General features: G+C 55.8%; 20 protein-coding genes. 8 read left to right on the top strand and 12 right to left on the bottom strand.

What is annotated here, in order from left to right; genetic code table 11:
* Nucleotides 1–52: 52 nt before the first annotated feature.
* Together AB8996_RS10835 and AB8996_RS10830 are read right to left on the bottom strand one after the other, a co-directional pair.
* Nucleotides 53–2,074, bottom strand: a complete 2,022-nt coding sequence (locus AB8996_RS10835) for a ribonuclease J (RefSeq protein WP_369299024.1) — start codon at nt 2,072–2,074, stop codon at nt 53–55.
* Between the two features lie 83 nt (nt 2,075–2,157).
* Entirely contained in the window at nt 2,158–2,454 is a 297-nt protein-coding gene (locus AB8996_RS10830) for a hypothetical protein (RefSeq protein ID WP_369299002.1), read from the bottom strand.
* A 256-nt stretch (nt 2,455–2,710) separates the two neighbouring features.
* Between AB8996_RS10830 and nifS the strand changes: the two genes are divergently transcribed.
* Nucleotides 2,711–3,904: a cysteine desulfurase NifS gene (gene nifS, locus AB8996_RS10825; RefSeq protein WP_369299001.1), complete on the top strand. Its 1,194-nt coding sequence runs from the start codon at nt 2,711–2,713 to the stop codon at nt 3,902–3,904.
* Between the two features lie 313 nt (nt 3,905–4,217).
* Complete coding sequence (gene nifU, locus AB8996_RS10820) at nt 4,218–4,643, top strand: Fe-S cluster assembly scaffold protein NifU (RefSeq protein WP_369299000.1); 426 nt, start codon at nt 4,218–4,220, stop codon at nt 4,641–4,643.
* Nucleotides 4,644–4,707: 64 nt separating this feature from the next.
* On the opposite strand, the gene AB8996_RS10815 is transcribed toward nifU, so the two are convergent.
* The 4 genes from AB8996_RS10815 to AB8996_RS10800 form a co-directional block, all read right to left on the bottom strand.
* Entirely contained in the window at nt 4,708–5,193 is a 486-nt protein-coding gene (locus tag AB8996_RS10815; RefSeq protein WP_369298999.1) for a DUF1648 domain-containing protein, read from the bottom strand.
* The gene (locus tag AB8996_RS10810) at nt 5,190–6,860 is read right to left on the bottom strand and encodes an AMP-binding protein (protein ID WP_369298998.1); all 1,671 of its coding nucleotides are present in this window, start codon (nt 6,858–6,860) and stop codon (nt 5,190–5,192) included. Before AB8996_RS10810 ends, AB8996_RS10815 begins: the two co-directional genes overlap by 4 nt.
* 49 nt (nt 6,861–6,909) lie before the next feature.
* Nucleotides 6,910–7,458, bottom strand: a complete 549-nt coding sequence (locus tag AB8996_RS10805; protein WP_369298997.1) for a helix-turn-helix domain-containing protein — start codon at nt 7,456–7,458, stop codon at nt 6,910–6,912.
* An 84-nt stretch (nt 7,459–7,542) separates the two neighbouring features.
* Nucleotides 7,543–8,847 (bottom strand): glycoside hydrolase family 10 protein, encoded by a 1,305-nt coding sequence (locus tag AB8996_RS10800; RefSeq protein WP_369298996.1) that lies wholly within the window; start codon nt 8,845–8,847, stop codon nt 7,543–7,545.
* Nucleotides 8,848–9,026: 179 nt separating this feature from the next.
* On the opposite strand from AB8996_RS10800, the gene AB8996_RS10795 reads away from it, so the two are divergent.
* The 6 genes from AB8996_RS10795 to AB8996_RS10770 all read left to right on the top strand — a co-directional run bounded on the left by AB8996_RS10795 (nt 9,027) and on the right by AB8996_RS10770 (nt 14,744).
* Entirely contained in the window at nt 9,027–9,725 is a 699-nt protein-coding gene (locus AB8996_RS10795) for a YjjG family noncanonical pyrimidine nucleotidase (protein WP_369298995.1), read from the top strand.
* Nucleotides 9,726–9,764: 39 nt separating this feature from the next.
* Nucleotides 9,765–10,436 (top strand): response regulator transcription factor, encoded by a 672-nt coding sequence (locus tag AB8996_RS10790; RefSeq protein WP_369298994.1) that lies wholly within the window; start codon nt 9,765–9,767, stop codon nt 10,434–10,436.
* 38 nt (nt 10,437–10,474) lie between these two features.
* Nucleotides 10,475–11,464 carry a sensor histidine kinase gene (locus AB8996_RS10785; RefSeq protein ID WP_369298993.1) on the top strand — a complete coding sequence of 330 codons (990 nt, stop codon included), beginning with the start codon at nt 10,475–10,477 and terminating at the stop codon, nt 11,462–11,464.
* A gap of 176 nt (nt 11,465–11,640) precedes the next feature.
* On the top strand, nt 11,641–12,417 hold the full coding sequence (locus tag AB8996_RS10780; RefSeq protein ID WP_369298992.1) for an ABC transporter ATP-binding protein: 777 nt from the start codon (nt 11,641–11,643) through the stop codon (nt 12,415–12,417).
* Entirely contained in the window at nt 12,414–14,444 is a 2,031-nt protein-coding gene (locus AB8996_RS10775; protein WP_369298991.1) for an FtsX-like permease family protein, read from the top strand. Before AB8996_RS10780 ends, AB8996_RS10775 begins: the two co-directional genes overlap by 4 nt.
* Nucleotides 14,445–14,480: 36 nt before the next feature.
* Nucleotides 14,481–14,744 (top strand): hypothetical protein, encoded by a 264-nt coding sequence (locus tag AB8996_RS10770; protein WP_369298990.1) that lies wholly within the window; start codon nt 14,481–14,483, stop codon nt 14,742–14,744.
* 98 nt (nt 14,745–14,842) lie between these two features.
* Here AB8996_RS10770 and leuS read toward each other — a convergent pair whose 3' ends face one another.
* From leuS to AB8996_RS10740, 6 genes are all read right to left on the bottom strand, one after another.
* Nucleotides 14,843–17,251, bottom strand: a complete 2,409-nt coding sequence (gene leuS / locus AB8996_RS10765) for a leucine--tRNA ligase (RefSeq protein WP_369298989.1) — start codon at nt 17,249–17,251, stop codon at nt 14,843–14,845.
* Nucleotides 17,252–17,313: 62 nt separating this feature from the next.
* A complete protein-coding gene (locus AB8996_RS10760; protein ID WP_369298988.1) occupies nt 17,314–17,670 on the bottom strand; it encodes a four helix bundle protein in 357 nt (118 codons plus the stop codon).
* A gap of 46 nt (nt 17,671–17,716) precedes the next feature.
* Nucleotides 17,717–18,064 carry a ribosome silencing factor gene (rsfS, locus tag AB8996_RS10755; RefSeq protein ID WP_369298987.1) on the bottom strand — a complete coding sequence of 116 codons (348 nt, stop codon included), beginning with the start codon at nt 18,062–18,064 and terminating at the stop codon, nt 17,717–17,719.
* Between the two features lie 16 nt (nt 18,065–18,080).
* The gene (gene yqeK, locus AB8996_RS10750; protein WP_369298986.1) at nt 18,081–18,665 is read right to left on the bottom strand and encodes a bis(5'-nucleosyl)-tetraphosphatase (symmetrical) YqeK; all 585 of its coding nucleotides are present in this window, start codon (nt 18,663–18,665) and stop codon (nt 18,081–18,083) included.
* A 29-nt stretch (nt 18,666–18,694) separates the two neighbouring features.
* A complete protein-coding gene (gene nadD, locus AB8996_RS10745) occupies nt 18,695–19,324 on the bottom strand; it encodes a nicotinate (nicotinamide) nucleotide adenylyltransferase (RefSeq protein ID WP_369298985.1) in 630 nt (209 codons plus the stop codon).
* A gap of 33 nt (nt 19,325–19,357) precedes the next feature.
* Entirely contained in the window at nt 19,358–19,663 is a 306-nt protein-coding gene (locus AB8996_RS10740; protein ID WP_369298984.1) for a hypothetical protein, read from the bottom strand.
* Between the last annotated feature and the right edge of the window lie 8 nt (nt 19,664–19,671).

Raw genomic sequence — 19,671 nt, 5'->3', positions numbered from 1 at the left:
TTTGCACCGCCCTTTCCCTTTTCTCTCCATTCCTTTTTCCCGGTAAAAGCCCTTACACTTCCATGATAATAGGCAGTATCATGGGGTTCCTCTGGGTCTTCCGATATAAGAACCGGGAAAGCTCTTCCTTCACATTCTGCTTCAGCCCTGCCCAATCACGGACATGGCGGCTGGCACAGCTTTCCAGAGTATTATACACCAGCTTTCGCGCTTCGTCCATAAGTTGTTCCGATTCTCTGACATAGACAAAGCCGCGGGACACGATATCGGGACCGGAAACCACATGCCCGGAATTGGTGTCGATGGAACAGACCGCCACGATCAAGCCGTCCTCGGCAAGGTGCTTCCTGTCCCGCAGCACCACGCTGCCCACATCGCCCACGCCCAGGCCGTCTACCATCACGCTGCCCGCGGGAACGTCTCCCAGCTGGCGCATATGGTCCTCATGGAGCTCGATCACGCTGCCGATGGCGCCGATGAAAATATTTTCCCGGGGCATTCCCATGGCGATTGCCAGTCCCGCGTGCTTTTGCAAATGCTTCTGCTCGCCGTGGACAGGGATAAAATATTTGGGCTTTACAAGCCCCTGCATCAGCTTCAATTCTTCCTGGCAGGCATGCCCCGACACGTGCACCTCGTACATGGACTCATAGATCACGGTGCAGCCCTGCTTGAGCAGTTCGTCCACCACGGCGCCCACGGTTTTTTCATTGCCGGGAATGGGACGGGCGGAAATGATGATGAAATCGTTGGGATTGATCGCCACCTGCCGATGGTCGGAAAACGCCATGCGGCTCAGCGCCGACATGGGCTCACCCTGGCTGCCGGTGGTGATGAGCACCAGCTGCCCGGGCTCATAGCGGTTGATCAGGTTCAAATCCACCAGCACGCCGTCCGGCACGTGGAGATAGCCCAGCTCGCTGGCAATGCCCATGACGTTCACCATGCTTCTGCCGGAAAGCGCCACCTTCCGCCCGTATTTCACCGCGCAGTTGATGATCATTTGTACCCGGCTGATGGAGGAGGCAAAGGTCGCCACGATGATACGCTTACCCTCCGCGCGCTGGAACAGGGTGTCCAGCGAATTGTTGACTGTCTGCTCTGTCTGGGTATAGCCGGGGCGCTCGGCATTGGTAGAATCCGCCAGCAGCGCCAGCACGCCCTCCTTGCCCAGTTCGGCGAACCGCGCCAAATCTATCATTCTGCCCTCCGCAGGGGTGCAGTCTATTTTGAAATCGCCGGTGTGCACGATCACGCCCGCCGGGCTGTGGATCGCCAGCGCCACCGCGTCGGCAATGGAATGGTTCACATGGATAAATTCCACGTCCATACAGCCCAGCTTCACATGGGAGCCGGGCGGGGTGACCACGAGCTTGGCAGAGCCGGTCAAGCCGTGCTCCTGCAGCTTCCCCTCGATCAGCCCCACCGTCAGCGCCGTGGCGTACACGGGGACATTCAGCTTTTTCAGCAGATAGGGCACCGCGCCAATGTGGTCCTCGTGCCCGTGGGTGATGACAATGCCGCGAATTTTTTCCCGGTTCTTTTCCACAAAGGCAAAGTCGGGGATCACCATGTCGATGCCCAGCATTTCCTCATCGGGGAACGCCAGACCACAGTCCACGATCACCATATCGTTCTGACACTCGTACAGGGTGAAGTTTTTGCCGATCTCATTTAATCCGCCCAGAAAATACGCCCGAATGGCGGGCTTTTCCTTCTGCTTCCCTCTGCCTTTCTTCTGTGCGGGGCGTGCTGCCGCTTCCGCGGCGGCAGCCTGCCGCGCCGCTTTCGCCTGCTGTGCCGCGGCAATCGGGGCTGTGCCCAGGCTCTGCCGCCCGCGACCACGCCCGGCAACAGTCTTGCGGGGATCGTTCTTTTCTTCTGCTTTCTTTGTGCCTGTGGACGCTGCCTTTTCGGGCTTCGCCCCATCCCGTCCGCCGGATTTTGCCGTTCCCGCGCGGGGACGCTGGGTCTTGGCAGGCTGCTTTCCCGCCGTTTTTCTCGGACCGGAGATTTTTCCCATACTGGGCGCGTCCACCGCGCCGCTGAGCACCTGATCCTGTTGTTTTCCCATAGTAATTGCCGGCGACCGGCGGGGATAATACTTTTTCTTTTCTGCCACTTGTCATTCCTCCTGTTATAGTTTCAGTTGCAGTGTTATGTATGGCAGAGGCTTTTTGTGACCGCTCGTTTCCCCGCGCCCTTCCGGCGCAGGGAAGCATTGCCGAACCGCCAAAAGTGCAAAAAAGAGAGAACACCAGAAGCGCCGGACATATCGTCTCCGGCGCTGCTGCCCTTTTTCTGCTTTTTGATGATCCGGCGGTCGGAAACCTTCGGCGTTTCCGACAGACAAAATATGCCCGTGCCTTTTTCTTCCGATGTATCAAAAGCGGTTTTCCCGCAAAATGAGCTATGCAGTAGAGAGCCCCTGAAAAGACCGCCTGTCTTTTCCAAAGCCCTGCTTTTGTCTTATTTTACCTTTTTTCAGCGTTCCTGTCAAGGTGGAAGGGCTTTGCATTTCCAGTTTTTGCCGAACGCCGCCGGCTTATTCCGATTTTTCCGCTAAGTTTGGAAAAATTTTTTGAGGAGACGGCTACAGGGGTTGAAAAGTATACTAAAATGGTGTATATTAAACCTGTCTTAGGAAAACACTTCCCCTGCCGGAGCAAAATTTTCCGGCAGGACGGATCTGGAAAGGATGAAATATAGAATGGGCAAAACAGTTTATGCGGACAACGCCGCTACCACTGCCGTTTCCCCGGAGGTGCTGGAAGCCATGCTTCCCTTTTACCGGGAAGCCTACGGCAACCCCTCCAGCCTGTACACGCTGGGGCAAAAAGCCAAAGCCGCTTTGGAAAGCGCCAGAGCTGCTGTAGCAAGCTGCCTGGGCGCCAACGCCAACGAAATTTATTTTACGGGCTGCGGCAGCGAAAGCGACAACTGGGCGATCAAGGGCGCTGCCCGCGCCATGGCAAAGCAGGGGAAAAACCATATCATCACCACTGCCTTTGAGCACCACGCCGTGCTGCACACCTGTCAGGCGCTGGAGAAGGAGGGCTTTTCCGTCACCTATCTGGACGTGCACCGCAACGGTATCGTCCGCCCGGAGGAGGTAGAAGCCGCCATCACCGACCAGACGGCATTGGTGACCATCATGTACGCAAACAACGAGATCGGCACCATTCAGCCCATCGCGGAGATCGGGGAAATCTGTAAGCGTCATAAGGTATTGTTCCACACCGACGCCGTGCAGGCGGTGGGCAATGTGAAAATCGACGTGAAGGCGCAGAATATCGACCTGCTCTCTCTCAGCGGGCACAAAATCCACGCCCCCAAGGGAGTGGGTGCCCTGTATCTCCGCAACGGCGTAAGCATTCAGAATTTTCTGGACGGCGGCGCGCAGGAGCGGGGCAGGCGCGCAGGAACGGAAAATGTAGCGGGCATCGTGGGTTTGGGCGTTGCCATGGAACGCGCCTGTTCCACCATTGACGAGCGCGCCGCCCGGCTGACCCCGCTGCGGGACAAGCTCATCGACGGGCTTTCAAAAATTGAGCGCAGCCACCTGAACGGCGACAGGGAACGCCGGCTGCCGGGAAATGTGAGCTTCTGCTTTGAAGGCATAGAGGGAGAATCCCTCCTGCTGATGCTGGACATCAAGGGGATCTCCGCTTCCTCCGGCTCAGCCTGCACCAGCGGCTCCCTGGACCCCAGCCACGTGCTGCTGTCCATCGGGCTGCCCCACGAGGTCGCCCACGGCTCTGTCCGGCTGTCCCTGGGCGACTGCAACACCGAGGAAGACGTGGACTACATTCTGGAGACCCTGCCCCCCATTGTGGAGCGGCTGCGCTCCATGTCCCCTCTGTGGGACGCCATCGTGCAGGGAAAGGTAAACTATAATATCTAGATACTGGATTCTGGAGTCTGGATTCTGGATAAGGACGGTAAATGGGAGTTTAGCACCTGCGGTGCGGCAAGACGGGAAGACAGCGAGTGCTGTTTTTTGATGTACAGCCCGACCGAAAGAGAAGTACCCTTTACCTCCCCTGGCAGAGGGGAGGCAAGAGCAGTACTGGCGGCCCGAGAATAATTGCTCACTGCTCATTCCTCATTGCTCATTGGCTCTAAATTTTCATTTATCTGTCCTTCCCCCGGCGTCAGTATCCAGCGTCCGGCATCTAATTTGACCAACTACTATATCACAGAGAGGAATATACAATATGGCATACAGTGCAAAGGTAATGGATCATTTTTCAAATCCCCGCAATGTGGGAGAAATGAAGGACCCCAGCGGCGTCGGCGAGGTGGGGAACCCCAAATGCGGCGACATCATGAGAATGTATATCAAGGTAGAACATAATATTATCACCGACATCTCCTTTATGACCTTTGGCTGCGGGGCGGCGATCGCCACCAGCAGCATGGCAACGGAGATGATCAAGGGCAAATCTATCGACGAAGCGCTGAAGCTCACCAACAAGGCGGTGATGGAAGCGCTGGACGGTCTGCCGCCGGTAAAAGTGCACTGCTCCGTGCTGGCAGAACAGGCGATCAAGTCCGCCGTGGCAGACTATTACCGCCGCCAGGGGATCGACCCCACCCCCATCGTGGGTGATATCCCTGAATGTGAGGCGTGCCATGTCTAGATTTTAGATTCTGGACGCTGGATACTAGAGAAAAAGCGCTCCGTTAGCAAACGGAGCGCTTTTGTTATTTCTTATGGGCTGTTCGGAAAATTTGAACCATGGTGACAATGATCGTGCCGAACACCAGAATCAAAAAGAACGGCGTTGCCAAAATGCCGATCGGGCGGCACCGGGCAGAGCAAAGCACCAGATAGGAGAACCACAGCGCCAGCTCTGTCTTCAGGAAGGAAAGCATGGTCTTAATGATTTGAAGCACCGCTTCCCTGTTTTCCGGCGTGACCTCTACCCCGGTGTTCCAAACCGCGGGGATCGCCCCAATCAAACTGAGCAGCCCGTACAGCACCCAGCCGATGACCAGCGGCGCGAGGAGGGAAGCCTTCCCGCCGGTGGCGTTGATTTCCCCGGCGGCATTAAAATGGGTGGGGACCTCTGCCGGGAGCGTCCCCCAGCGGAAAACCACATACAGGGTAGTGCATAGCAGCGCCAGCAGCCCCAGCAGGGTCAGCAGCCGGTCAAGCCATGTGCTTTTCGGTCTCCCAGTCGTTCTCATTTTTCTTCGTCAGCCTTTCTGATCTCCGCCCGCTTGATCTTGCCGCCCAAAGTCTTGGGAAGCTCGTCCACATATTCCACCACCCTGGGATATTTATAGGGGGCGGTCACCTTTTTCACGTAATTTTGCAGCTCCTTTGTCAGCTCAGGCGTGCCCTCGTACCCCTTTGCCAGCACGATAGTGGCTTTCACCACCTGCCCGCGAATGGGGTCCGGCGCGCCGGTGATGGCGCATTCCACCACGGCGGGGTGCTCAATAAGGGCGGATTCCACCTCGAAAGGTCCGATACGGTAGCCGGAGCACTTGATGACATCGTCATTGCGCCCCACGAACCAGAAATAGCCGTCGCTGTCCCGCCACAGCATATCGCCGGTGTTGTACCCAATGCCGCCCAAATGCTCCTCGGTCATCTCCGGGTTGCGGAAATACCCGGTAAACAGCCCTATCGGGGGGTGGTTCTTCACGTCCAGGATTGTCAACGAGCCTTCGTCGCCGTCCTCGCAGAGCTCGCCGTTCCTGTCCACCAGCTGGATATCGTAAAGGGGCGAGGGCTTCCCGGTGGAACCCGGGCGCGGCTCCACCCAGGGGTAGAAATTCGCCAGCAGCACAGGACCCTCCGACTGCCCAAAGCCCTCATAGATCTGCAGACCCGTGTACTCCTTCCAGCGTTTGGTGACCTCCGGGTTCAGGGGCTCCCCGGCGGTGACGCAGTGGTGAATGCTGGACAGGTCGTACTGGGACAGGTCCTCCTGCAGCATGAAGCGGAAGGTGGTAGGCGGGGCGCAGAAGGTGGTCACCTTGTAGCGCTCCACCTTTTTCAGCAGGTTTTTCGGCTCGAACTTCCCCTCCATGTCATAACAGAAAATGGTGGCGCCGCTGAGCCACTGCCCATAAATTTTCCCCCAGCCGAACTTCGCCCAGCCGGAATCCGATACGCTCATGTGCAGGCAGTTTTCCTCCACCCGCTGCCAGTATTTCGCGGTGATGATGTGCCCTAAGGGGTACAGGAAATTGTGCTGTACCATTTTCGGCATTCCCGTGGTGCCGGAGGTAAAATACACCAGCATGATATCGTCCCAGCGGGAAGCCTCTTCCCCTGTAGGGCGGGGGAAGGTCTCCGGGAACTTCGCGATCTCGTCGTTAAAATCCAGCCAGCCGTCCCGGTGCTCCTGCACCATGATCATATGCTTCAGCGAGGGGATATCCCCCTCCGCCGCTTCCACCTGGGAGACTACAAAGGGGTCGTTCACGCAGACCACGGCACATATTTTAGCGGAGTTGCCACGGTACACGATGTCCTTTTTCGTCAGCTGCAGCGTGCCGGGGATCAGCACCGCGCCCAGCTTGTGCAGTGCCGTGGCGCAGACCCAGTATTCCCACCGGCGGCGGAGGATCAGCATGACCACCGACCCCTTTTTCACGCCCAGGCTGCGGAAGAAATTCGCCGCCTGATTGGACAGGCGCCTGATATCCGTAAAGGTGAAGATTTTTTCCTCGTCCGCCTCGTTGACCCACACCAGGGCGCGCTTGTCCGACTCGGCATCTGCCCAGGCGTCCACCACGTCATAGCCGAAGTTAAAGTCCTCCGGGGCGTTTATCTTAAAATTCTGTTTGAAATCTTCATAGGAATCGAACTCGATCCTGGGAAGATATTTTTTCAGCAGCATATCCATCGGTCTATTTTCCTTTCCTTGGTTTTTCCCGTCCCACAGCGCTTTACTCGGCGATCATCGTCAAAAACCTTGCCTTTGTCTCGCCGCCGCAGCGCTGCCCGTGGGGAATGGCGGGATTAAAATAAATGGAATCCCCGGCGGAAAGGGAAAATTCCTTGTCGCCGATACATACGATCACCGTGCCCTCCAGCACCATGTTAAATTCCTGCCCGGAATGGGTGATGAGCTTCGCCGGGGCGTCGGCAGGCTCCAGCGTCACCAGCAGGGGCTGCATGACCTTGTCCGCATAGCGGTACGCAAGGTCTTCAAAATGATATTCCGGGTTGCGGTTGACCACCTTTCCCTTGCCCCGCTTGACGACATGGTAGGTGGACAGCCGGGCGGGCGTGCCCGTGACAATCTCGGTAAAATCCACGCCAAACATATTGGCGACCTGGAAGATCACGCTGATGGGAATGTCCCTGCCGTCCTGCTCATAGGCGCGGTATTCCTCGGGGGTAAGCTTTAGCTCCCTGGCGACCTGCTCCACCGTGCAGTCGCTGACTTCCCTGAGCTCCCGCAGACGAGCGCCGATTTCATTGATCTCGCTCATATCGTATCTCCTTTTCAGATATGAAGTTTATTGGAAAATTATATCACGCTCCGACGCCTTTCGTCAACAGAGCCGCAAGCCCTTTTACTTTTCCGAATCAGCCCGTATGGGAGACAGGACCTCCACCGCGTTTTGCATTTCCGCCGCGGTCTGCTCGGTGTCCAGATAGTCGGAGGAATAGAGCAGCACGCCGCTGCACTGGGCGGTCCGCGCCGCTTTGATCTGCCGCCGGATCGTATCGTCCGACAGCTGCCACGTGCCGTCATCCGCGTCGCTGCCGGCTTTGTACAGGGCTAAGCCCGCGTAGATCTGCAGCTCCCCGTGGCGGGGCAGCGACACCCACTGCTCCAGCGCTTCCCCATATCCCAGCGCCGGGTTTTCAAAGCTGTAATACAGCTGGGGGCAGATGTAGTCCAGATACCCGGGCACGGCGCACCATGCTTTCACGTCCGCCCCCATGTTTTCATCGTTTTCGATATTGCCCTGAGGGGAAATGCCGAAAACCACATCGGGGTTTGCCGCTTTTATCTTTTCGTAGACCTCCTGCACCATGGCGCTGATATTTGCCCGCCGCCATTCCGGCAGGGGCAGCGGTTCGTCCACGCCCTGGGTGTACAGGGCATAGGCTTCCGCGTCCAGCTCCTCTTCTTGTGTGGGATAAAAATAATCGTCAAAATGAATGCCGTCCACGCTGTAATTTGCCGCGATCTCCGCGGCTCCGTCGGCGATCAGGCTGCGCACATAGGGGTAGGCGGGGTCCAGATACACCCCGCCGCCGGATTCCATGAAATAGTAAGGGCTGGCTTCGCTCAAAACAGTATAGGGATTGTCCGCCGCCAGCTCCGACGGGGTTTCCGCCGTTTTGACACGAAGGGGGTTCAGCCAGGCGTGAAGCTCCATATTCTGGCTGTGAGCGTAGTCCACCATGAATTGCAGTGGGTCAAAGCCCGGGTCCTTCCCCTGGGTCCCGGTCAAGATATGGGACCATGGGTAAAGCTTGGAGGGATAGAGCGCGTCGCAGAAAGGGCGCACATGGACGAACAGGGCGTTCAGCCCCTTTTCTTTGGCGGAATCCGCAATACGCTTGAAGTTTTCCTCAAACGCCGCCTGCGTATGCTCCTCAGTGGTAAGGGACATATAGGGCACCCACACGCCGGAAAGCATGGCTCGTCCCGGCGCGGGGCTGGGCAGGTTCAGGGTCTGCTCCGCCGGAGCCGGGGAGGCTGCGGGCGTTTCCACGGCGCTGGACAGGGGCACGGGCGCCGCGCTGTCCGCCGGAGGTTCTTTTTTTGCCTGACGGCTGCCGAACAGCCAGACAATGCCCACCGTCACACAAAGCGCCAGCCAGACAATAAGATAATTGTATTTCTTCAAATTGTACCGTTTCATGAACGCTTTCCTTTCCGCACCGCGAAGTATCCAAAGGGCAGGACCGTCATTTCATGCAGCCCCGCGCAGAGAAACGCTTCCCCGTGCCGTCCGTTGCTTGACACCGATTTGATTTTGAAGTATCATATGAAAAATTTTATGCCGGAGACGCTTTCTCCATGACGGAAAGGACGGGTTTTATGAAATATCAGTTTCTTTTGTTTGACGCCGACTACACCCTGCTGGATTTTGACGCGGACATGACAAACGCTTTTCAGGCATTATACGAGATAAGCGGCTTTTCCGCAAGCGTCCCCTATTCTGAGGAAATGCTTGCCACCTACGAAAAGTACAACAACAAATGGTGGGGCAAATTTGAAAAACAGGAATGCACCAAGCCGGAGCTGTTCCGAAACCGTTTTGTGGATTTTCTGGAGGAAACAGGCTTTTCCGGCGACCCGGATGAAATGAACCGCCGGTATTTTGAATTTCTGGGGCAGGGTGGCGCGGTGTACCCCGGCGCGGTGGAGCTTATGCGGGAGCTGTCCGGGGATTTTTCCCTGTATATCATAACGAACGGCAATGCCGCCTCCCAGCAGACCCGGTTGGAGCATTCCGGGCTGCTGCCCTATTTGCAGGGCGTTTTTGTTTCGGACGCCGTGGGCGTGGGCAAGCCGGACCCCCGCTACTTCCAATATGTAGAAGAGCACATTCCCGGCTTTGAAAAGAAAAAAGCGGTCGTCATCGGCGATTCCCCCTCCTCCGACCTTCAGGGGGCGGTCAACGCCGGGCTGGACAGCATCTGGTACACCGGCACATGGAAAGGCGCTTCCGACGTTCCCTATACTTACCGGGCGGAAAGCTATGAGGAAATCAAAAATATCCTATATCACGCATAGACCCGTCTAGCAATTAACTACTAACCACCGAGGTGCGCCATGAATAAAATCTATCTGGTAGAGGACGACCCGGTCATTGCCAGGGCAATAGAAGACCATCTGACCATGTGGGGCTATGAAGTCAGGACCGTGCAGGATTTCCAGCGGGTCCTTGAGGAATTTACGGAATTTGACCCCCAGCTGGTGCTGCTGGATATCGGGCTGCCCCATCGGAACGGGTATTACTGGTGCGAGGAAATGCGGAAGCGCTCAAAAATCCCCATCGTTTTCCTTTCCTCCGCTTCCGACAATATGAATATCATCACCGCCATCGACATGGGCGCGGACGATTTTATCCCCAAGCCCTTTGACCTGCCGGTGCTGACGGCAAAGATACAGGCGGTGCTGCGGAGGGCTTATTCCCTTGCTGGCAGCGTCAATATCATCGAGCACGGCGGCGCGCTGCTGGACCTGTCCGCCTGTACCCTGTCCTGCCCGGGCGGGAAGCTGGAGCTGACAAAAAATGAGTTCCGCATCGTGCAGGTGCTGATGGAAAACGCCGGGCATATGGTGAGCCGGGAGGACCTGATCACCCGGCTGTGGGAAAGCGACCATTTCATCGACGACAACACCCTGACCGTCAACATGACCCGGCTGCGGAAAAAGCTGAAAGAAATGGGTCTGCCGGAGCTTATCGTCACAAAGAAGGGAATGGGCTACCTTATTCCCTGACAGTCCCTGAAACGGCAGGGCGGAAAGGAGGGTGCTCTGTGGACATTTTGAAAGGATATCTGAAAGACAGGAAGCTCCTGCTGTTCTGCGCCCTGATACTGGTGGCGGCGGCTGGATTCCTCTTTTACCTGTACGACCTGCCCGCGGAAGCGTTCTGGTATATTACCGCCGTGCTGCTGGTGCTGTCGCTGTGCTTTGCCCTGCCCGGCTTCCTGCTGTACCGCCGGAGGGTCCTCCAGTTTCGGGAGCTGAAGCAGAATTTGGCGGCGCTGCTGGAGATCCCGCCCTGCCCTGCCGATTTCCCTGAAGCTATCTTGCTGGAAACCTTACGGGAGCTGTGCGGCAGGCTGAGCGAGCGGGACGCGGCGTTCCAGCAGCAGCGCCAGGATATGCTGGAATATTACACCCTGTGGGTCCACCAGATCAAAACGCCGCTGTCCGCCATGCGGCTCATTTTGCAGTCCTCCCACAGCGCGGAGCACGAAACCCTGCAGCAGGAGCTGTTCAAGGTGGAGCGGTACGTGGAGATGGTGCTGGGTTACCTGCGCATGGAAACCATGAGCGCCGACCTGCGCCTGGAGCGCTGCTCCGCCCACGATATCGTCCGGCACGCGGTAAAGAAATTCGCGCCCCAGTTCATCTATCAAAAGCTCACGCTGGACTTCCCGGACTTCTCCAACACGGTGCTCACCGATGAGAAATGGCTGGAATTCGCGGTGGAACAGCTGCTCTCCAACGCCCTGAAATACACGAAAGCCGGGACCATCTCCATCTCCATGAATGAAGACGACGTTTTGACCATCACGGACACGGGCATCGGCATTTCCCCGGAGGACCTGCCCCGCATTTTTGAACGGGGCTTCACCGGCTTTAACGGCAGGCAGGACAAAACCTCCTCCGGGCTGGGGCTGTACCTGACAAAGGAAATCCTGGACAAGCTGGGCACGCCCATTGAGATCACCTCCCAGCCGGGAAAAGGCACTGCCGTCCGCCTGTTCCTCCACCGGGACAACCTGACGATTTTCTAAGCGCAAAAAGGAATCATGGCATTTTCGGGTGCAACCTTACAATACTGTAAGGTTGCACCCCTGTTTTGTAAGCCCGTCTTATGGATTTTGTAAGAAATCTCCCTTATACTGTAGCTGAAATCAAAAGAAATGACCCGGAACAGTTGACAATACCGGGAAGAAAAGGAGAGAAAAGCATGGCGCTTTTGAACGTAAACAATTTAAAAAAAGTGTACTCCACCCGTCTGGGCGGCACGCAGGTACAGGCGCTGACCAATGTGACCTTCACTGTGGAGCAGGGCGAATTCGTGGCTATCATGGGAGAATCCGGCTCCGGCAAAACAACGCTTCTGAATATTCTTGCCGGGCTGGACAAGCCCACCTCCGGCGAGGTGTTCCTGAATATGCGGAACATCGTCACCCTGGGCGAAAAAGAGATTTCCGCCTTCCGCCGGGACAATCTGGGCTTTGTGTTTCAGGATTTCAATTTGCTGGACACCTTCTCCGCCCAGGACAATATTTTCCTGCCCCTGGTGCTGGCGGGAAAACGGTATCCCGAAATGCAGGCCCGCCTTGCCCCCATTGCTGCAAAGCTGGGGATCACAGATATCCTGCAGAAATTCCCCTATGAGATATCCGGCGGGCAAAAGCAGCGCACCGCCATTGCCCGCGCTATCATCACCCAGCCCCAGCTCATTCTTGCCGACGAGCCCACCGGCGCTTTGGATTCCCGCTCCGCCGGGCAGATCATGGATATTTTCACTGAGGTGAACCGGGACGGGCAGACCATTTTGATGGTGACCCATTCCACCCAGGCGGCAAGCTGCGCCAACCGGGTGCTGTTCATCAAGGACGGACAGGTGTTCCACCAGCTGTACCGCGGGAGCATGGGCAACGATGAAATGTACCAGAAGATTTCCGACACGCTGACTGTGCTTGCCACCAGCGGCGACAGAAAGGAGCTGTACGCATGAAGCGGGGCTTTTACTGGAAGCTGGCGTTCCAGAACCTGAAAAACAACCGCCGGATCTACGTGCCGTTCCTGCTTTCCTCCATCGGCATCATCATGATGTTCTACATCATGCAGTCCATCAGCCTGAGCATCGACGCCAAAGGCTTGTACGGCGGACAGACCATCTCCACCATGATGAACCTGGGCGCCATCGTCATCGGCATCTTCGCCGTGCTGTTCCTTTTTTACACCAACAGCTTCATCATCAAGCGGCGGAAAAAGGAACTGGGGCTTTATAATATTCTGGGCATGGAGAAATTCCACATCGGGAAAATTATTTTCCGGGAATCCCTGATCACCACCTTCACCGCCCTCTTTCTGGGGCTGGGATTGGGGATCCTGTTTTCCCGCGCCATGTTCCTGCTGCTGCAAAAGCTGCTGAAGGTGGACCTGCACATTGCTTTTTCCGTTCCTCCTGCCGCGCTTCTCATCACCGCCATTTTGTTCCTTGCCATCTTCTTCTGCACCATGCTCTATAATATTTTGCAGGTGCGGCTCAGTAAGCCTATTGAGCTGCTCCATGGCAGCGAGACCGGCGAAAAGGAACCGAAAGCCCACTGGCTGCTTGCTGTTTTAGGCATTCTCTGCCTGGGCGCAGGCTATTACCTGGCAGTGACCATTCAGGACCCTGTGCAGGCGCTGATGTTCTTCTTTATCGCAGTGGTCCTGGTGATCTTTGGCACCTACCTGCTGTTTATCACCGGCATCACCGCCCTTTTGAAGCTCCTGAAAAAGAAGAAGGGCTTCTACTATAAGGCAAATCATTTCACCACCGTGTCCGGCATGCTGTACCGCATGAAGCAGAACGCCGCCGGGCTTGCGTCCATCTGCATTCTGTTCACCTGTCTTCTGGTAACGGTATCCACCACCTTCTCCCTGTACTCCAGCATGGAGGACATGATCCGGGAGCGCTATCCCCGGGATATCAGTATCAGTATGCAGGACGTCCGTGGCGGCGACACCTCTGTTGCCGAAAAGCTGGCGAAAGCTGCCGTGGAGGAAGAAAGTGAAAAGCTGGGGCTTACCCCGGTAGACGCTGTGGAAACCGTGTTCTTCTTCGATAACGTCCTGTTCCGCTACGGGAACCAGCTGCTCTGGAACGACGTCACCGGTCCCAACGGCAGCTATATCGCCGTCTCCTTCTGCCGTCTGGAGGATTTCAACCGCTGCTCTGGTCTGAATGAATCGCTGGGGGAAAACGAGGTGCTGCTCATCGACCCCGACCACGCCTTCCCGGAAGGCGATACCCTGCTGCTGGGGAACAAGGAGCTTTCCTGCCGCAGGCTGGACTATGAAATAGTGGACGGCAGCCACGCCGCTGTCATGGCGGAAAGCCTGTACCTTATCGTGCCCGGTCCCGAAACTATTCAGGAGCTGCTGGACTTTTACTACGACGAACCAGGATATGCCGGTCGCCCGAGGTACACCTACCAGTTCAATGTGGAGGGCGGGAAAAGCGAGGACATTGCCGCCCTGGGAAAAGCCGTCGCCGCCAATCTGGAAAAAGCTTCCTATGACACCGAAACAGACGAATACCGGCTGAGCTTTTCCCAGGAAGATGTGGCTTCCAATACCACCAGCTTTTACGAGCTGTACGGCGGGCTGTTCTTCCTTGGGATCTCCCTTGGGCTGCTGTTCCTCATGGGCACGGTGATGATCATTTACTACAAGCAAGTGTCTGAGGGATATGAAGACGCCAAGCGCTTCTCCATTATGCAGAAGGTGGGCATGAGCCGGCGGGAGGTCAAGAAGAGTATTCACAGCCAGGTGCTGCTGGTGTTCTTCCTGCCGCTTCTGACAGCGGTGCTGCATTTGTGCTTTGCCTTCCCCATGCTGCAAAAGATCATGTTCATGATGAACATGACAAATTTCTGGGTGATCCTGTGGTCGTCTGTGGGCTGTGTGGCAGTGTTCGGCGCCATCTATGCCATTGTATACCTCATCACCGCCCGCACCTATTATAAGATCGTGGAAACCGCGGCAGACTGAGCCTTCTGCCGCCTGATTTGAGGGGAGTGATTCTCTATGCTGAATTTTCTGTTTGATCTGCTGGGCACGTTGTTCGATTTCTTTTGGAAAGCGGTGGGCTGTGTGTTTGACATCGCCGGGAAGCTGGTCTCCGCCGCGGCGTCTGTCATCTTCTATCCGCTGACGCTGCTGGCAGGCTGGGGAATGGATCACTACACCGCATGGTGGCCTGTGTTCTGTATCGGCTGGGCTGTGCTGGTGCTTTTGATCCTGATGCTGGCAGGCTGGGCGCTGATGGCATACCGCCGGCAGAAAAGATAAGCCTGCGCATATCGGTAAAGCGCCCAAATAGATACTGCTGGAAAAGCAGCGCAAAAAACCGCTCTGAACATGTTCAGAGCGGTTTTTCCATGGGCTTTTTATTTCACGACCAGATTGACCAGCTTGCCGGGAACGTAGATTTCCTTGACCAGCGTCTTCCCGCCGATCTCCGCGGCAATTTTTTCCTCCGCCTTTGCGGCTTCCAGCGCGGCTTCTTTGGAAATATCTGCCGGAACGTTCAGGCGGGTACGCACCTTACCGCAAACCTGCACCACGATCTCTATGGTATCGTCCTTACACTTGGCTTCCTCATACCGGGGCCAGCTCTGCTCTGCCACCATGCCCTCTCCAAGTTTGCACAGCGCCCACACCTCTTCGGTGATATGGGGGGCAAAGGGATTGAGCAGCAGGGTGAAGATGCGCAGCTCGTCCCGGGTGATATTCCCTTTCTCGCCGATAGAGTTCATCAGGGTCATCAAAGCGGCGATGGCGGTATTAAATTTCAGGTTTTCCGTGTCCTCGCTGACCTTTTTGATGGTCTTGTGGAACGCGCTTTCCAGCTCGGGGCGAATGCCCTGCTCGTCGCACAGGCAGTCCTGCAGGTTCCAGTAGCGCTCGGCAAACCTCCGGCAGCCCTTGATCCCGGCATTGCTCCAGGGGGCAGCCTTTTCAAAGTCGCCGATGAACATTTCATAGAGCCGCATGGTGTCTGCGCCGTAATCGTTCACAATATCGTCCGGGTTCACCACGTTGCCCCGGGATTTGCTCATCTTCTCGCCGTTCTCGCCTAAGATCATGCCGTGGCTGGTGCGCTTGGCATAGGGCTCCGGCGTGGGGACATACCCCTGGTCGTACAGGAACTTGTGCCAGAAACGGCTGTAAAGCAGGTGCAGGGTGGTGTGCTCCATGCCGCCGTTGTACCAGTCGATGGGGGACCAGTAATTCAGGGCTTCCCTGGACGCAAACTCGCTGCTGTTGTGGGGGTCCATGTACCGCAGGAAATACCAGGAGGAGCCTGCCCACTGGGGCATGGTGTCCGTTTCCCGCTTGGCTGCCCCGCCGCAATGGGGACAGGTGGTGTTCACCCAATCGGTCATCTTGGACAGGGGGGATTCCCCATTGTCGGTGGGCTCATAGCTGTCCACGTTGGGAAGCGTTAAAGGCAGCTCGCTTTCCGGCAGGGGCACCCAGCCGCATTTTTCGCAATATACCATGGGAATGGGCTCGCCCCAATAGCGCTGGCGGGAGAAGACCCAGTCCCGCAGCTTGTAGTTTATCTTGGCGTGACCGATGCCCTTTTCCTCCAGAAATTCCGTGATTTTCTTCTTGGCTTCCTCCACGGTCAGCCCGTCCAGAATGCCGGAATTCACCATAATGCCCGTTTCGCAGTCGGTAAAGGCTTCCTCCTGTACATTGCCGCCCTTGACCACCTCGATGATGGGCAGGTCAAATTTCCTGGCAAAGTCCCAGTCTCTGGTATCGTGGGCGGGCACAGCCATAATGGCGCCGGTGCCATAGGAAACCAGCACATAGTCGGAAATGAAAATGGGAATTTCCCTGCCGTTGACCGGGTTTACCGCAGTAACGCCCTCCAACCGAACGCCGGTTTTATCCTTTGCCATCTCCGTGCGCTCAAAGTCGGACTTCTTTGCCGCCTGCGCCTGATATTCCCGCACAGCGTCCAGGTTCTGGAGCTTGTCCGCCCATTTTTCAATGTAGGGGTGCTCTGGGGAAATGACCATGTAAGTAGCGCCGAACAGGGTGTCCGGGCGGGTGGTGTAGATGGTCAGCTTGTCTCCGGCGGTGGTGTCAAAATCCACCTCGGCGCCGGTGGAGCGCCCGATCCAGTTCTTCTGCTGGGTCTTGACCCGCTCGGGATAGTCCACCAGGTCAAGGTCGTCGATGAGCCGCTGGGCGTACTCCGTGATTTTCAGCATCCACTGGCTCTTCACCTTGTGGACCACTTCGCTGCCGCAGCGTTCGCACACGCCGCCCACCACCTCTTCGTTCGCCAGCACGCATTTGCAGGAGGTGCACCAGTTTACGTTCATTTCCTTCTTGTAGGCAAGCCCCGCCTTATAAAGCTGGAGGAAGATCCACTGGGTCCATTTGTAGTAGTTGGGGTCGGTGGTGGCGATCTCCCTGCTCCAATCGAAGGAAATGCCCAGCGACTGCATCTGCGCCTTAAAGCGGGCAATATTTTTCTCGGTGATCTCCGCCGGGTGGACATGGTTTTTAATGGCGTAATTTTCCGCCGGCAGACCGAACGCGTCCCAGCCGATGGGATACAGCACGTTATAGCCCTGCATACGGCGCTTTCTTGCCACCACGTCCAGCGCGGTGTAGGGTCTGGGGTGCCCCACGTGCAGCCCCTGCCCGGAGGGGTAGGGGAACTCTATCAGCGCGTAATACTTGGGCTTGTCAGACTTCTCCTCCGCGTGGAAAACACCAGCTTCTTCCCATTTTTTCTGCCATTTCTTTTCCAATTCCAAATGATTGTATTTCATGTGCAAAACCTCCTTTGTAATGCATAATGAGCAATTAGTAATGAGTAATTAGCAATTAGCAATTATTCTTTCTCGCTCCTTGTTGTTTTTGTGATGGCTGTAAGTATTTTCAACAGTTCCTTACAGTCTGCAAAAATGGACTCGTATTGTGTGTCGTTCATATAGCCTGCCTGATAAAGCAGGTTGATCCAATATTTTGTCTCTGCACATTCCCTGTAAGCAATGTACATTTTTGCCAGAAAGTCCTTTCTGGATATCCCGCACTGCGCTTCTGCAATGTTTGCGCCAATACTTGTTCCGCTTCGCAAAAGCTGTTTCGATAAAACATACTCTTTCTTCTCAAAAGCCAGATACTGATACATCTTCACAATCCGCAGAGCAAAATCCTGGCTTTTCTGTTCCACCAAATTTTCTTTCACAGGCGCCCCTTCCAACAAAAATTGCTCATTCCTCATTGCTAATTACTCATTGCTCATTCCACTCCACTTTGATACCGTCCGCCCACAGTCGGTCAAGATCGTAAAACTCTCTGGCTTCCCCGGTGAACACATGGACCACCACGCTGCTGTAATCCAGCAGCACCCAGGAATTGGAGCGGTATCCCTCCACCCGTGTAGGGGAAACGCCCTCCGTTTTCAGCTTTTCTTCCAGCTCATCGGCAAGGGCACGCACATGGGTGGAGCTTGTGCCGTTGGCGATCACAAAGTAATCCGCCAGGCTGGAAATATCCTCAATTTTTATCACATTGATACGGCCGCCCTTCTTGTTGTCCAGAATTGCCGCCGCTTTTTTTGCCAGTTCCAATGATGTCATGCCGTCGTTCCTTTCACTAATCTTTTTTCTCTGCTTTTTGCAGTGTCATCACCGCGTCGTTATACGCGTCAAGAGCGCCGCTGCCCAAAGGGAGCCGCTGTTCCATTTTTTCCTGCACAGTAAAGGATATCCCCTCTATCATGGCTTCTTCCAAACTCTTTTTTGCCAGCTTCCGCATTTCTTTTACGCCGGGGTAATCCCGGTCCGCGGAAATATAGTCTGCCACGAACAGCACCTTATCCAGCAGCGTCATGTCCTTTTTACCGCTGGTATGGCAGGCGATGGCGTCTAAAATCTCCCGGTCGGTCACGCCCAGCACCCGTTCGCAGTAAATGGAGCCGGACAGCGCGTGCCACAGCTTGGGGCTCGCCCGAAAGGATTCGGATAACAGTATACCAGAGTCCTCCATGATTTTCAACTGTTCTTCCTTTGGCGTATCCTTCATGATGTCGTGAAGTATCCCGGCAACGCGGGCTTTCTCCTCGTCCGCCCCGTACCGCTTTGCCAGGCGCACCGCTTCCTTTGCCACGCACTGGCAATGTACAAAGCGTTGATCTGTTAAATGCTTTTTTACTTCCGCCTCATACTCCTTGTAAGTCACGGCTGTTCTCTCCTATCCTTGGCGCTTCCTCAAATTTCCATTTCATTTTCTTCCGCCCTGTACAGACCGTGGGCGCCGATATATTCCGCAACACTTCTGGGTACCAGCCGGGACAGATCTTTCCCCTGCGCCACCCGCTCCCTTATTTCCGTGGAAGACGCGGGGAAATAGGGAATGTTCTCCACAAAGCAGACCGCATGGTAAGTTTTTTCCAGCATGGTCTTTTGGCGCTGCAATTTTTCCAGCCCGTCCTCACTGCGGGGAGAGCCACAGACTGCCGCCAGGGCAAAAATGGTTTCCGGGCGGTACCACTGGTGAACGGTAAGGAACATATCCTCCCCCATCAGCAGAAAAAGCTCGTCCTGCGGAAATTCCGCTTTCATCTCTTCCAGTGTTTCCGCCGTATAGCTTTTCCCCTCCCGCTGCAATTCAATGGCGGAAACCTCCACAGGAGCTTCTTCAATTTCCCTTGCGGCAAGACCGCACATGGTCAGCCTGTCTTCCCCGCTTGCCAGAAGATGGGTCTGCTTATGGGGCGGCGTCCGCGTGGGGATCAGCAGCACCCAGTCCAAAGACAGCCGCCGGATAAATTCCTTCAGGATATGGACATGACCCAGATGGATCGGGTTAAAGGTGCCGCCGTAAATGCCAAGCTTCATTTGGATACCCCCTCTCCGGCTGCTTTCCGCGGCTTATTCCGCCGAATTTGCATAGTATAGTATTTCCTTCCCAAGCGCTTTGGCATACTCTATTTCGCTTTTGGTGCTGTCTCCCATGTAGCCGCCCACATTGACGATGAAAACAGCGTCCGCCAGCTTGATTTTTTCCCGGTGCATGGCGTTCAGCACGGAGACCTCGGCTTCCGTATAAGCATCTTTCCCCTGCCTGACCGGGTAAATGGGCGCCAGGACACAGTTCCCAGCCAGTTCCAGCTCCTCGCAGAGCTCCATCATTTCCTTTTGGAACCGCAGGCTCCCGCATACTGTAATGATTTTCATAGGCTGCG

Source organism: uncultured Neglectibacter sp. (genome assembly GCA_937958185.1).
Lineage (GTDB): Bacteria > Bacillota > Clostridia > Oscillospirales > Acutalibacteraceae > Acutalibacter.
Note: the sequence above shows the minus strand (reverse complement) of the source record. Positions and strands in the feature narration are given on the sequence as shown.